The organism is Luteimonas deserti (assembly GCF_013425765.1).
Classification (GTDB): Bacteria; Pseudomonadota; Gammaproteobacteria; order Xanthomonadales; family Xanthomonadaceae; genus Luteimonas; species Luteimonas deserti.
Genome location: NZ_JACCJZ010000020.1, coordinates 586,945 through 601,030, shown reverse-complemented (window position 1 = coordinate 601,030; position 14,086 = coordinate 586,945). Strand labels below are relative to the sequence as shown.

The window sequence follows — 14,086 nt, the reverse complement described above, 5'->3', positions numbered from 1 at the left end:
TCCGCGCCATCCCCACATTCAACGCTTTTCCAGGAAGCCACATGGCCACTGAAATCAAAGTCCCGGTCCTGCCCGAATCCGTCTCCGACGCGACCATCGCCACCTGGCACAAGAAGGCCGGCGACGCGGTCCGCCGCGACGAGAACATCGTCGACCTGGAGACCGACAAGGTCGTGCTCGAAGTGCCGTCGACGGTCGACGGCGTGATCAAGGAGATCAAGTTCGAGGAGGGCGCGACGGTCAACAGTGCGCAGGTCATCGCCATCATCGAGGAAGGCGCCGCCGCCGGAGCGCCTGCGGCCGAGTCCGGCAGCCAGGGCAAGCAGGCTCCGGCCGCCGGCGACGAGCAGGTGCAATCCAAGTCGGAAGCGAAGAAGGCCGACGACAAGGCGCCGGCCTCGACCAAGCCGCAGTCGCCGGGCAAGAACGACAGCCTGCCGCCGGGGGCCCGCTTCACCGCCGAGACCAAGGGCATCGACGCCTCGCAGGTCGAAGGCACCGGCCGCCGCGGCGCGGTGACCAAGGAAGACCTGATCAATTACGCCTCGGGCAAGACGCCCGGCGTGTCGGGCGGTGCCCGACCGGAAGAGCGCGTGCCGATGACGCGCATCCGCAAGACCATCGCCGCGCGCCTGATGCAGTCCAAGGACTCGATCGCGATGCTGACCTCGTTCAACGAGGTCAACCTCGGCAAGGTGATGGCGCTGCGCAAGGAGCTCGGCGAGCAGTTCCAGAAGGACCACGGCATCAAGCTCGGCTTCATGAGCTTCTTCGCCAAGGCGACGGCCAACGCGCTGCAGCGCTACCCGATCGTCAACGCGTCGGTCGACGGCGATGACGTGATCTATCACGGCTACGCCGACATCTCGGTCGCCATCTCCACCGACCGGGGCCTGGTCACGCCGGTGCTGCGCAATGTCGAGCGCATGGGTTTCGCCGAGATCGAACAGGGCATCGCCGACTACGCCAAGAAGGCGCGCGACGGCAAGCTGGGCCTCGACGACCTCCAGGGCGGCACGTTCACCATCACCAACGGCGGCACCTTCGGCTCGCTGATGTCGACGCCGATCGTCAATCCGCCGCAGTCGGCGATCCTGGGCATGCATGCGATCAAGGACCGTGCGATCGTCGAGAACGGCCAGGTCGTCGCCGCGCCGATGATGTACATCGCGCTGTCCTACGACCACCGCATCATCGACGGCAAGGACGCGGTGCAGTTCCTGGTGGACATCAAGAACCAGCTGGAGAACCCGCACCGCATGCTGCTCGGCATGTGATGCATCGCGACCCCCTCCACGGAGGGGGTTCGCGCGTGTGGCACCCGCGCCACGCCCCCACATTCGCCGCATACGGCACCCTGCCCCGCGGGCAGGCATCGAAAGAAGGATTTCCCATGGCAGAACAATTCGACGTCGTCGTCATCGGAGCCGGTCCGGCCGGCTATCACGCCGCGATTCGTGCCGCGCAGCTCGGCATGAAGGTCGCCTGCATCGACGCCGCGCTGGGCAAGGACGGCAAGCCCGCGCTCGGCGGCACCTGCCTGCGCGTGGGCTGCATCCCGTCCAAGGCGCTGCTCGATTCCTCGCGCCAGTTCTGGAACATGGGCCACATCTTCGGCGACCACGGCATCAGCTTCAAGGACGCCAAGATCGACGTCGAGGCGATGATCGGCCGCAAGGACAAGATCGTGAAGCAGTTCACCGGCGGCATCGCGATGCTGTTCAAGGCGAACAAGGTCACCGCCTACTACGGCTTCGCGACGTTGCACGCCGACCGCCTGGTGAAGGTCGCGCAGCATGACGGCAGCGAGGTCGAGCTGACCGGCACCAACGTGATCATCGCCGCGGGTTCGGATTCGATCGAGCTGCCGTTCGCGAAGTTCGACGGCGACACCATCGTCGACAACGTCGGCGCGCTGGACTTCACCGAAGTGCCGAAGCGCCTGGCGGTCATCGGTGCCGGCGTGATCGGCCTCGAGCTCGGCAGCGTGTGGAAGCGTCTCGGTGCCGAGGTCGTGATCCTGGAGGCCCTGCCCGATTTCCTCGCCGCGGCCGACGCCGAAGCCAGCAAGGCGGCGCTGAAGGAATTCAAGAAGCAGGGTCTCGACATCCGACTGGGCGCCAAGGTCTCCAAGGCGGAAGTGACCGGCAAGGGCAAGAAGAAGGAAGTGGCGCTGAGCTTCGCCGACAAGGACGGCGAGCAGACGCTCACCGTCGACAAGCTGCTGGTCGCCGTCGGCCGCAAGGCCGCGAGCAAGGGCCTGCTGGCGGAAGGTTGCGGCGTGAAGTTGACCGACCGCGGCCAGATCGAGGTGGACGCGCATTGCCACACCGGCGTGGACGGCGTCTGGGCGGTCGGCGACTGCGTGCGCGGCCCGATGCTCGCGCACAAGGGCTTCGAGGAAGGCGTCGCGGTGGCCGAGCTGATCGCCGGCCTGCCGGGCCACGTCAACTTCGACACGATTCCGTGGGTCATCTACACGGAACCGGAAATTGCCTGGGTGGGCAAGACCGAGCAGCAGCTCAAGGCCGAAGGCATCCCGTACAAGGCCGGAAGCTTCCCGTTCGCCGCCAATGGCCGCGCAGTGGCGATGAGCGAGCCCGCGGGCTTCGTCAAGGTCATCGCCCATGCCGAAACCGATCGGGTGCTGGGCATGCATCTGGTCGGCGCGAACGTCTCCGAGCTGGTGCACGAGGGCGTGCTGACGATGGAGTTCAGCGGCTCGGCCGATGATCTCGCCCGCATCTGCCATGCGCATCCGTCGCTGTCGGAAGTGGTCCACGACGCCGCGATGGCGGTCGACAAGCGCTCGATCCACAAGGCGAACTGATCGGACGGCGGGATGTGGACTCGCGGATCCCGGCGTCGAACGAGCACCGGGCCGCGATCGCCATCCTCACCCAGACGCCGGGCATCGCCCGGCGTCTGCATGTTCCGAACCACCCGTGATGAATGACGGCTCTGATGAAAAGCATCTGTGTCTACTGCGGTTCCAACTCCGGCAACAAGCCGTCTTATGCCGAACGCGCGATCGCGCTCGGCGACCGGATCGCCCGTGACGGGCTGCGCCTGGTCTACGGCGGCGGCAACGTCGGACTGATGGGCACGGTCGCCAACGCCGTGCTCGACGGCGGCGGCCAGGTCACCGGGGTGATCCCGCAGCAGCTCGCAGACTGGGAGGTCGCACACCGCGGCCTGACCGAACTCGAGATCGTCGACTCGATGCACGCGCGCAAGATGCGCATGTTCGAGCTGTCGGATGCCTTCGTCGCCCTGCCCGGCGGCTTCGGCACGATGGAGGAGATCTTCGAGATGCTCACCTGGCGCCAGCTCGGCATCGGCAGCAAGCCATGCGCCTTCCTCGACATCGACGGCTTCTATGCGCCGCTGATCGGCATGATCGACCGGATGGTCGAGGAGCGCTTCCTGCATCCCGACCAGCGCGCGGATCTGTGGTACGGCAGCGACATCGACGCGATGCTGGCGTGGATGCAGGCCTACGAGCCGGCCCAGGCGAGCAAGTGGATCGACGAGAAGCGGCGCAGTGTCATGAAGTGAGGCCCCGCGGCCCGCCGGCCGCACGCGGTGCGACCGGCGCGGCGCGCAATCCGCGTCTCTGCGACCCGCCGACCGTCCGGTCCGGACGGAATCCCGACCGGGGCGGCACGCCGGGACGCGGCCCCCCCCCCCCGACACGCCGATGCCGTTCCGGCTCGGCGCTTGCGCAGATGCCCGCATGCTTCGATCCGCTCGCGACCCACGGCTGCAGTCCGCCGCTGCCTCGCGCCCGTGTGCATGCGTTGCAACGCCCGGCGCCGCGGAGTCATCCGTGGATGTCACCTGCGCCCATGCCTCGCGTGTGCGTCGTGGGCGCTCGCCGCGTCGCGGAGTGCGTCACGCACGCGAATCCAGCGGCATCGCAGGCTCCGTCGCCGGTTTCGGGGCCCTGTGGACTGCCTGCGCATCCGGATCGGGCGCCACCCCGCCTCGGATTGCGCGTTCGCATGCGCGGCACGCCGGCGCATGGACGCGACGCGAATGATCCGGCACGCCGGATCCGGAGCCCGGGCGGCGCGGCCTGTATCCTGATCCATCCGACACCACGAGGTCCTTACGGATGTCCATCCCCGCCACGTTCGACGCCTTCCGCATCCACAGCGACGATGCCGGCCACCGCAGCGGTGTCGAGCGGGTCGCAATCGACGATCTCGCCCCGGGCGAGCTCGATGTGGCGGTCGTGCATTCGTCGGTGAACTTCAAGGATGCGCTCGCGGGGACCGGCACCGGCAAGATCCTGCGGCGGTTTCCGCTGGTGGGTGGCATCGATGTCGCCGGCCACGTCGTCGCCTCGCGCGACCCCGCGTTCAAGGAAGGCGATGCGGTGCTGGTGACCGGCAGCGGCCTGTCGGAGACGCGCGACGGCGGCTACGCGCGGTATGCCCGCATCGAAGCGCAGTGGGCGGTGCGGCTGCCCACGGGCCTGGGTCTTCGCGAGAGCATGATCCTCGGGACCGCCGGCTTCACCGCGGCGCTCGCCCTGCTGCGCATGCACGAGAACCGGCAGACGCCCGATCACGGCCCGCTCGCCGTCACCGGCGCCACCGGCGGCGTCGGCTCGCTCGCCGTCGACATCTTCGCCAGCGCCGGCTTCGAGGTGCATGCGGTGAGCGGCAAGCCCGAGCATGCGCAGTATCTGCGTCACATCGGCGCCTCCGAGGTGCTCGGCCGCGACGCGCTGGCGACCACGCGGCCGATGGAATCGGCCCGGTTCGGCGGCGGTCTCGACAACGTCGGCGGACCGATGCTGGTGAGCCTGCTCGCCCAGACCCGGCCTTACGGCAATGTCGCCGCCGCGGGCCTCGCCGCGAGCGCGGCGCTGGATGCGACCGTCATGCCCTTCATCATCCGCGGCGTCTCGCTGCTGGGCGTGGCCTCAGCGGGCACGCCGCGCGCGATCCGCGACGAAGTCTGGGCGCGGCTGGCGAGCGACTGGAAACCGCGCCACCTGGACACCATCTGCACGCGCGAGATCGCACTCGCGCAACTGCACGAGGTCTTCGCGCAGATGCTGTCCGGCGGATCGCTCGGGCGCACGCTGGTCACACTCTGAGCACGCGTGTTTGCTTACATGAAACGCGGCGCTAGAATCCGCAGGTATTGAAGGGGAACCAATGGCGCGCATTCTGATCGTCGACGACTCGCCGTCGCAGCTCATGGGCATCCGGCGCATCGTCGAGAAGCTCGGCCACCAGGCCTTGACCGCCGAAGACGGTCAGGCCGGCGTGGAGGCGGCCAAGCGCGAGTTGCCCGATCTCATCCTGATGGACGTGGTGATGCCGAACCTCAACGGCTTCCAGGCGACCCGCTCGATCACCCGGGACCCGGCGACGAAGCACATCCCGGTGGTGCTGGTCACCACCAAGGACCAGGACACAGATCGCGTCTGGGGCATGCGCCAGGGCGCGAAGGCCTACCTCACCAAGCCCTTCAGCGAAGTCGAGCTGTCCGACACGATCGTCAGGACCATCGGCGACCAGGCGCCGCCTGCCGCGGAGTGACGCCGATGCGGCCCCAGGTCGCACCGGCTGCTTGTCACCGCCGCACCGCGCGCCGCCCGGGAACCTTGAGCGGGCGGAGTGCAGCGTCGGGACCGTGGGATACAAGCCGCGCCCGTGACGCGATGCGACTGCACGCGCCATTGCACGTCGCTACGCTCGCCTCTCGCCCCCCGCGAGGTCGAACCGGCGGACGCGACGCGACGTGCACAGCGCCATGCTCGTCGATCGCCGCCCCGCGCAACCCGGGCCGGCCGGAGCGAACGTCCGGCGCGCCACCGCGCGCGGGCGCCGTCCCGCGACAGACCAATACCGGCACGCGCGACAGCCGCGACCGGTCCCCGTCGGTCACCTGTCGCGTCGCTCGCCGCCGGCGAACGCATCGCGCAAGGCTTCGTAGGCCGCCGTCTGCGCCGGTGTGCGCGGCACCGGCGCCTCGATCTCGAGCTCGACCAGCTGGTCGCCCGCAGGCACGCCCGCCGTGCCCGGAAGGCCGCGTCCGCGCAGCCGGAGCTTGCGTCCGGCCTCGGAGCCGGCCGGAATCTTCAGCTCCACACGGCCGCCCAAGGTCGCCACGCTCACCGTCGCACCGAGCGCCGCATCCCACGGCGACACGGGCAGCAGGTGGATGATGTTGCGCCCGTCTACCTCGAAATCCGGATGGGCCGCGTATTCGATCTCGAGCAGCAGGTCGCCGCCCCGCGGGCCCTGGCCCGGCAGGCGCACCACCTGGCCCGGACGGATGCCCGTGGGGATACGCACGTCGAACGTGCGGCCCAGGACCGGGACGCGCACGCTGTCGCCGCGATATACGGTCTCCAGCGGAACCGCCAGCCGGGCGCGCGTGTCACCGCGCGGCGCCTGTCCGGCTTGCCCCGCCCCTGCCGCGCCCGTGTACGCCCCGCCGGCGCGGCGCCGGAACAGTTCCTCGAAGAAATCGCTGAATCCCCCGCCTGCGCCGCCGCCGGCGAAGATCTCGTCGAGATCCGGGCCCGCGCCGCCACCGTAGCCACCGAACCCGCCCGGGGGCGGCTGCACGTCATCTCCGGGCCGGTAGCCGCGCGCGCGCAGCTGGTCGTAGGCCTTGCGCTTGTCGGGATCCCGCAGCGCCTCGTAGGCCTCGTTGATGCTCTTGAACGTCTCTTCGGCGGCGGCTTCCTTGCTCACGTCGGGATGGAACTTGCGAGCGAGCCGGCGGTACGCCGTCTTGATCTCGGCGTCGCCCGCATTGGGCTCGACGCCGAGGATTCCGTAGTAGTCCTTGAACTGCATGCTGATTCTTCCGGTACGGCCCTGGGAGCGCGCTGGCGCAGTCGCCAACGTGGCGGCGGCCCGCAGGATACCTGCAGGCCGCCGCATCCGCTGTGCCGGCGCGGACCCGCGCCATGCACCGGCAGGTGATCACCCGCCGCTGGCGCCGTCGCGTCCCGCGCCGACCTGGATGCGCCGGGGCGTGGTCTCGGGTCGCTTGGGAATGCTGATCTCCAGCACGCCGTTGCGGCCCGTGGCGGTGATCGCATCGGCGTCCGCGCTGTCGGGCAGCGAGAACCGGCGGTGGAACCGACCGCTGACGCGCTCCATCCGCGAGAACCGCACGTCGTTCTCGCCCGCCTGTGCATCGGTCGCGTCTCCGGCCTCGCCGGGCCGCGTGACCCGCTCGCCCTTCAGGCTGAGGATGCCCTTGTCCATCCAGATCTCCACGTCCTGCGGCTCGAGTCCGGGCAGGTCGGCAAGGATCACGAAACGCTCGCGTTCCTCGTGGATGTCGACCCGCGGCACCCACTGGCTGGTGACCACGGACGAGGTGTCCTGCACGTCGCCGGACTGGATGAACTGGTCGAAGAACCGGCGCATTTCCTCGTGAAGCCCGGAACGTTCGGTCCGCGCCGGAGGGCGCGGGGTGTTGCGCTGCATGTCGTGACGCATGGCGATACTCCGGTTGCGAGCGGCGGCTGCCGCGATGGCCGGAATCTGGGAATCGCGCCGGCGGTTTCAAGGGTGCGGCCGTCGTCCGGGGCGACCGGCTAGACTCCGTTCACCCTCTCCTCGAGCCTGCGACCATGTCCATCCAGATCGGCGACACCATTCCCGAAGTCACCCTCAAGCACATCCACGACGGCGTCCGCGTCATCGACACGCCGACCGTGTTCTCCGGCAAGAACGTGGTGATGTTCGCCGTGCCGGGCGCCTTCACCCCGACCTGCTCCGAACATCACCTGCCGGGTTTCGTCGCCCGCTTCGACGACTTCCGCAGCCGCGGCGTGGACGTGGTGTGCATCGCGGTCAACGATCCCTTCGTCCTGCAGGCCTGGGGCGAGAGCGTCGGCGTGCCGCCCGGCCTGCAGATGCTGGCCGACGGCAACGCCGACTTCGTCCGTGCGCTCGGCCTGGAGATGGATGCCAGTGCCTACGGCATGGGCACGCGCGCGCGGCGCTTCGCGCTGTACGCCGAGGACGGTGTGGTCCGACACCTCTTCGTCGAGGCGCCGGGCGAGTTCAAGGTGTCGTCGGCCGACAACGTGCTCGCCCATCTCGACTGAGGCGCTGAGCGCGCGACATGCGGTGCCGGATGCCCCCTCCGCGTGAGGGGGCGTTGACGCCGCGGACCGTAGGCTACCCCCGCATTCAAGGAGCCTTCGATGACCGACACCACCCGCGTGCTCGCGCGCAACACCCAGATCCTGCGCTTCCTGATGAAGTACCGGCGGGCGGGCGTGCTGTCGGGCTTCGATCTGGACCCCGCGACGACGGATCTGGAACAGGTCGACGACGGCCGCCCGGAGCAGTTCGTCGACGATCTCGAGGCATTGGGGCCGACCTTCATCAAGATCGGTCAGGCGCTCTCGACGCGGCCCGACATGGTGCCGCCGGCCTACATCGTCGCGCTCGAGCGGATGCAGGACGACGTGGCGCCGGTGCCGTTCGAGGTGATCCACGACGCGGTCGAGGATGCGCTGGGCGTGCGCATCAACAAGATCTTCGAATCCTTCGAGGAGACGCCGCTCGGCAGCGCATCGCTGGCCCAGGTCCATCGCGCCACGCTGCGCGACGGTCGCCGGGTGGCGGTCAAGGTGCAGCGGCCGGGCATCGTCGAACAGATCCGTGACGATCTCGACACCCTGTCCCGCCTGGCCGGTGGCATCGACCGCGTGACCGACGTCGGCCGGCGCGTGCGCTTCGCCGACTGGGTGCACGAGTTCCGGCGCACCCTGCTGGCCGAGCTGGACTATCGCATCGAAGCCGAGAATCTCGACCGGTTCGACGCGCACTTCGCCGCCTATCCCAGCCTCTTTGTGCCCAAGCCGATCTGGGACCTGACCCGCCCGCGCGTGCTGACGATGGAGCTCGTCGAGGGCACCAAGGTCACCGACATCAGTGGCCTGTTGCGCACCGAACACGACCTGGCGCCGCTCGGCACGGCCCTGCTTCACGGCTATCTCGACCAGGTGTTCGTGCACGGCGAGATCCACGCCGACCCGCACCCGGGCAACCTGCTCTACACGCGCGACGGCCGCCTCGCCCTGCTCGATCTGGGCATGGTGGCCCACGTGCCGCCGCGCACACGCGAGCGCCTGCTCAAGCTGCTCTTCGCCGCCGTCGACGGACGCGGCGAGCACGTGGCCGCAGAAGGAATCGCGCTGGGTACGCGGCTGGAGGACTTCGACGAGGAGCGCTACTACCGGGATGTCGGCCAGCTCGTGGCGCGGTACGCCGCGCAGTCCGGCGCGACCGGCCAGACCGAGGGCAAGCTGATGCTCGACCTCGTGCGCCTGGCCACCGCATGCGGCCTGCGCACAGCGCCCGAAATGAGCCTGCTGGGCAAGACCCTGCTGCACCTCGAATCGGTGGTGCACGCGCTGGCGCCCGAGCTGGACATGAAGCGCGTGGTCGAGGACCACCTCAACGACATGATGCGCCAGCGCCTGCGCAAATCGCTGTCGCCGGCCAGCCTGGCCAGCGAGATGATGGAGCTCCAGGAACTGGTGCGCGACGCGCCGCGCAAGGTCTCGAACGTGCTGTCGTTGCTGTCGGAGAACCGGCTGCGCGTGCGCCTGACCGGGCTGGAGGAGTCGCACCTGCTCGAGAGCCTGCACAAGATCGCCAACCGCATCGCGGCCGGCGTGGTGACGGCCGCGCTGATCATGGCCTCGGCGATGATGATGGACAACGAGGGCGGTCCGCGGCTGTTCGGCTATCCCGCCATCGCCCTGCTGCTGTTCCTCACCGGCGCCGGACTCGGCATCGCGATCGTGCTCAGTGCGCTGCTCGGCGACCGCCGTGCGCGGCCGAACGAGGAGCGCGGTCCCAGCTGACATGATGCCGGGAGATGAGAACCGGTCTCATCGCTCTGGTACCATGGCCGGCTCCCCGCGCGATCCGACTGCCCAATGTCAGCTGCCTTCGGCACCGAGACGGTGCTCGACGTCCGTCACTGGACCGACGCCTATTTCAGTTTCACCACGACCCGCGACGACGGCTTCCGCTTCGAGAACGGGCAGTTCGTGATGATCGGCCTCGAGGTCGAGGGCCGGCCGCTGCTGCGCGCCTATTCGATCGCCAGCGCCAACTGGGAAGAACAGCTCGAGTTCTTCAGCATCAAGGTCGACGACGGCCCGCTGACGTCTCGCCTGCAGCACATCCGTCCCGGTGACCGCATCCTGGTGGGCCGCAAGCCGACCGGCACCCTGCTGGTCCACGATCTGCATCCCGGCCGCAACCTCTACCTGCTGGGGACCGGCACCGGTTTCGCGCCGTGGCTGTCGGTGATCAAGGATCCCGAAACCTACGAGCGTTTCGAGAAGGTGATCGTCACCCACGGCGTGCGCACCGCGCAGGATCTCGCCTACCGCGACTACATCGTCAACGAGCTGCCGCACCACGAGTTCCTCGGCGAACAGATGGCGCGACAGCTGCTGTACTACCCGGCGGTCACGCGCGAGGACTTCGTGTTCGAGGGCCGCAGCCACCGCGGCCGCCTCACCGACCTGCTCGACAGCGGGCGCATGTCCGCCGATCTCGGCCTGCCTGCGCTCGACCCCGCACACGACCGGGCGATGATCTGCGGCAGCCCGCAGATGCTCGCCGATTTCCGCACCCTGCTCGACACCCGCGGCTTCGAGGCCGCGCCGCGGATCGGCACGCCCGGACAGTACGTATTCGAGCGGGCCTTCGTCGAGAAGTAGCGTCACCGATACACTGGGCGCCTATCCAGGAGAGTGCCGATGAAGATCCTCGTGACCGTCGATGGCAGCGACATCAGCCTGCGCGCGCTCAAGTACGCGCTGGGCCTGGGCAAGCTGCTCGCCAAGCCCCCGATCATCACCATGCTGCACGTGGACCCGGCGCCGTTCCCCGGCGTGGAGCGGCGGATCGGCCGCCAGGCCGTCGCCGAGTACCACGCGGCCAATCACGAGCACGCGCTGTCGGCGGCCCGTGCGGCCGTCAAGCGCAGCAAGATCGCGGTGCAGGAACTCAGCGAGGTCGGTGACGTCGCCGAGACCATCCTCGCGGTCGCCCGCAAGCGCAAGGTGGATCTCCTCGTCATGGGCTCGCACGGCCGGTCGGCGGTCAAGGGCATCCTGCTGGGATCGGTCTCGACCAAGGTGATCGCCCAGACCGACATCCCGGTCACCATCATCCGCTGAGCGCAGCGGGCGGGCGCACCGCGAGTGCGCCCTCGATCGGCGACCGCAACGCCGCGGGCGCGGTACGCGGTGCGAAGCGCCTGAGCACCTGGCCATCGCGCCCGACCAGGAACTTGGTGAAATTCCACTTGACCGCGCGCGTGCCCAGCACGCCGCGCCGCTGGCCGGTCAACCAGGTCCACAGCGGGTGCGCGTCGGGGCCGTTGACGTCGATCTTGGCGAACATCGGAAAGTCCACCGCGTAGTTCAGCGCGCAGAACTGCCGGATGTCCGCCGCGTCGCCGGGTTCCTGCTGGCGGAACTGGTCACAGGGAAAGCCGAGCACGACCAGCCCGCGTCCGCTGTACTCCCGCCACAGCTGCTGCAGACCGGCGTACTGCGGAGTGAACCCGCATCGCGAGGCCACGTTGACCACCAGCAGCACGCGATCCGCATAGTCCGACAGCGGCTGCGGACGGCCCTCGAGCGTGGTGGCTTCGAAATCGAATGCGCAGGTCATGGGCGTGCCGGCGTGGAGGACGTGCCAGTCTGGGGCCGCGCGCGGTCGCCGCCAACCGTCCGGCACGGTCCGGATGGTCGGAACACGGTCGATTCCGCCCGGGGATCCGGCCTGCGACTTTAGGCACGGGCCGGCGGGGCATGCAATCGGCTAGCCTTGACGGTCCTGCTTTGTGGAGAGTCGCCTTGCTCAAGCACCCGCTCGCCGCCGCCCTGTGCGCGGCCCTTGCCGTGGCCGCCCTGCCCGCCCTCGCCCAGACCGCTGTCGCCGACACGGCGCGACCTGCAGCCGGCGCGCAGCGTCCGGCCGACAATCCGCTGTTCGTGCAGAGCACACTGGACCTGCAGTACCCGCACTTCGACCGCATCCAGGATGCGCACTTCGCCCCGGCCTTCGATGCCGGCATGGCCGAGAACCTGCGCGAGATCGAGGCGATCGCCGGCAACCCCGAAGCGCCGACCTTCGAGAACACGATCATCGCGCTGGAGCGCTCCGGCGAGGTGCTGTCGCGCGCACGGGTGATCTTCGGCAGCCTCAACGGCACCGACACCAACGACGCGCGCCGCAAGATCGACGCCGAATACGCGCCGAAGTTCGCTGCCCACCGCGACGCGATCATGCTCAACCCGCAGCTGTTCGCGCGGATCGACACGCTCTACAAGAACGTCGGCAACCTCGGCCTGGACGCCGAGGGCCAGCGCCTGGTCGAGCGCTACCACACGATGTTCGTCCGCGCCGGCGCCAACCTGACCGAAGCGCAGAAGCAGGAGATGCGCCGCATCAACGCCGAGTCGGCGAAACTCGGCACCACCTTCAGCCAGAACGTGCTCAACGAGGTCAACGATTCGGCCGTCGTGGTCGACACGCTCGAGGAGCTCGACGGCCTGACCGAGGCACAGATCGCCGCCGCGGCCGCCGAGGCCAAGACCCGGGGCATGGACGGCAAGTACGTCATCACCCTGCTCAACACGACCGGCCAGCCGGTGCTGCCGCAGGTCAACAACCGCGCACTGCGCGAGCGCATCCACACCGCGTCGGTCAACCGCGGCAGCCGCGGCAACCAGTACGACAACACCCGGGTCATCGCCGACATCCTCAAGCTGCGCGCCGAACGCGCCAACCTGATGGGGTATCCGAACCAGGCGACCTTCATCCTCGAGGATTCGACCGCCGGCACCGTCGAGGCCGTCAACGGCATGCTCGGCCAGCTGGCCCCGGCTGCGGTCGCCAATGCCAAGCTCGAAGCCGCCGAACTGCAGGCGATGATCGACCGCGAGCAGGCCGCCAAGGGCGAGCCGACGTTCCAGCTCGAGCCCTGGGACTGGGCCTACTACTCGGAGAAGGTCCGCCAGGACAAGTACAGCTTCGACGACGCGCAGATCAAGCCGTACTTCGAGATGAAGAACGTGCTGGAGAACGGCGTGTTCTTCGCCGCGACCCAGTTCTACGGCATCACGTTCAAGGAGCGGACCGACCTGCCGAAGTACCACCCCGACACCTGGACCTACGACGTCTTCAACGAGGACGGCAGCCAGCTCGCGATCTTCATCTTCGATCCCTACGCCCGCGCATCCAAGCGCGGCGGCGCGTGGATGAATTCCTACGTCTCGCAGTCCGAACTCGACGGTACGCTCACGGTCACCGCCAACCACCAGAACATTCCCAAGCCGCAGGCCGGCCAGCCGACGCTGCTGACCTGGGACGAGGTGACCACGATGTTCCACGAATTCGGCCACTCGCTGCACGGCATGTTCTCGGACGTGAAGTACCCGTTCTTCAGTGGAACCAGCGTGCCGCGCGACTTCGTCGAATTCCCGTCGCAGGTCAACGAGATGTGGGCCGACTGGCCGGAGATCCTCGCCAACTACGCCAGGCACTACCAGACCGGCGCGCCGATGCCGGCCGAACTGATCGAGCGCGTGCAGGCGGCGGCGAAGTTCAACCAGGGGTTCGCGACCACCGAATACCTCGGCGCGGCGATGCTCGACCAGTACCTGCACCAGCTGCCGGCCGACCAGCTGCCCTCGGGCGACCGGGTCATGGCGACCGAAGCCGCCGCGTTGCAAGCGGCCGGTCTCGACTACACGCCGGTGCCGCCGCGCTATCGCACGCCGTACTTCAGCCACATCAACGGCGGCTACGCGGCCGGCTACTACGCCTACATCTGGTCGGAAGTGCTGGACGCGAACACCGTGCAGTGGATCGAGCAAAACGGCGGTCTGACCCGCGCCAACGGCGATCGCCTGCGCAGCACCCTGCTCTCGCAGGGCGGCAGCAAGGACGCCAAGCAACTGTTCGTCGACTTCACCGGCGCCGAGCCGAGGATCGAGCCGCTGCTGATCAAGCGTGGCCTCGCACCCGATCCGGCGGCCGCGCGGAACTGATCG

13 protein-coding genes are annotated in these 14,086 nt (G+C 68.7%); 10 read left to right on the top strand and 3 right to left on the bottom strand.

Translation table 11 applies throughout. The annotated features are described in order from the left end of the window. The first annotated feature begins 41 nt into the window (after positions 1-41). The 5 genes from sucB to pilH all read left to right on the top strand — a co-directional run bounded on the left by sucB (position 42) and on the right by pilH (position 5,558). Positions 42-1,277, top strand: a complete 1,236-nt coding sequence (sucB, locus tag H0E82_RS15400) for a dihydrolipoyllysine-residue succinyltransferase (protein WP_180546337.1) — start codon at positions 42-44, stop codon at positions 1,275-1,277. Positions 1,278-1,393: 116 nt separating this feature from the next. Continuing rightward, complete coding sequence (lpdA, locus tag H0E82_RS15395) at positions 1,394-2,830, top strand: dihydrolipoyl dehydrogenase (protein WP_180546336.1); 1,437 nt, start codon at positions 1,394-1,396, stop codon at positions 2,828-2,830. A gap of 134 nt (positions 2,831-2,964) precedes the next feature. Then, positions 2,965-3,558, top strand: coding sequence for an LOG family protein (locus H0E82_RS15390; RefSeq protein WP_180546335.1), 594 nt, complete (start codon positions 2,965-2,967; stop codon positions 3,556-3,558). Between the two features lie 559 nt (positions 3,559-4,117). Continuing rightward, positions 4,118-5,110 (top strand): acrylyl-CoA reductase family protein, encoded by a 993-nt coding sequence (locus tag H0E82_RS15385; protein ID WP_180546334.1) that lies wholly within the window; start codon positions 4,118-4,120, stop codon positions 5,108-5,110. Positions 5,111-5,171: 61 nt separating this feature from the next. After that, on the top strand, positions 5,172-5,558 hold the full coding sequence (pilH, locus tag H0E82_RS15380; RefSeq protein WP_180546333.1) for a twitching motility response regulator PilH: 387 nt from the start codon (positions 5,172-5,174) through the stop codon (positions 5,556-5,558). 345 nt (positions 5,559-5,903) lie between these two features. Here the strand turns inward: pilH and H0E82_RS15375 are convergent, their stop codons facing one another. Beyond that, entirely contained in the window at positions 5,904-6,827 is a 924-nt protein-coding gene (locus H0E82_RS15375; protein ID WP_180546332.1) for a DnaJ C-terminal domain-containing protein, read from the bottom strand. 129 nt (positions 6,828-6,956) lie between these two features. Beyond that, positions 6,957-7,481 (bottom strand): Hsp20/alpha crystallin family protein, encoded by a 525-nt coding sequence (locus H0E82_RS15370; RefSeq protein WP_425600350.1) that lies wholly within the window; start codon positions 7,479-7,481, stop codon positions 6,957-6,959. A gap of 134 nt (positions 7,482-7,615) precedes the next feature. On the opposite strand from H0E82_RS15370, the gene H0E82_RS15365 reads away from it, so the two are divergent. The 4 genes from H0E82_RS15365 to H0E82_RS15350 all read left to right on the top strand — a co-directional run bounded on the left by H0E82_RS15365 (position 7,616) and on the right by H0E82_RS15350 (position 11,200). Beyond that, positions 7,616-8,095 carry a peroxiredoxin gene (locus H0E82_RS15365; protein WP_180546331.1) on the top strand — a complete coding sequence of 160 codons (480 nt, stop codon included), beginning with the start codon at positions 7,616-7,618 and terminating at the stop codon, positions 8,093-8,095. A 99-nt stretch (positions 8,096-8,194) separates the two neighbouring features. Next, positions 8,195-9,868: an ABC1 kinase family protein gene (locus tag H0E82_RS15360; protein ID WP_180546330.1), complete on the top strand. Its 1,674-nt coding sequence runs from the start codon at positions 8,195-8,197 to the stop codon at positions 9,866-9,868. A 75-nt stretch (positions 9,869-9,943) separates the two neighbouring features. Then, positions 9,944-10,738: a ferredoxin--NADP reductase gene (locus tag H0E82_RS15355; RefSeq protein WP_180546329.1), complete on the top strand. Its 795-nt coding sequence runs from the start codon at positions 9,944-9,946 to the stop codon at positions 10,736-10,738. Between the two features lie 39 nt (positions 10,739-10,777). Next, entirely contained in the window at positions 10,778-11,200 is a 423-nt protein-coding gene (locus H0E82_RS15350; RefSeq protein WP_180546328.1) for a universal stress protein, read from the top strand. Here the strand turns inward: H0E82_RS15350 and H0E82_RS15345 are convergent. Next, the gene (locus H0E82_RS15345) at positions 11,190-11,699 is read right to left on the bottom strand and encodes a glutathione peroxidase (RefSeq protein WP_180546327.1); all 510 of its coding nucleotides are present in this window, start codon (positions 11,697-11,699) and stop codon (positions 11,190-11,192) included. The two genes, H0E82_RS15350 and H0E82_RS15345, sit on opposite strands and share 11 nt — an antisense overlap. A 239-nt stretch (positions 11,700-11,938) precedes the next feature. Between H0E82_RS15345 and H0E82_RS15340 the strand changes: the two genes are divergently transcribed. Then, positions 11,939-14,083 carry a M3 family metallopeptidase gene (locus tag H0E82_RS15340; protein WP_425600357.1) on the top strand — a complete coding sequence of 715 codons (2,145 nt, stop codon included), beginning with the start codon at positions 11,939-11,941 and terminating at the stop codon, positions 14,081-14,083. The last annotated feature ends 3 nt before the right edge of the window (positions 14,084-14,086 follow it).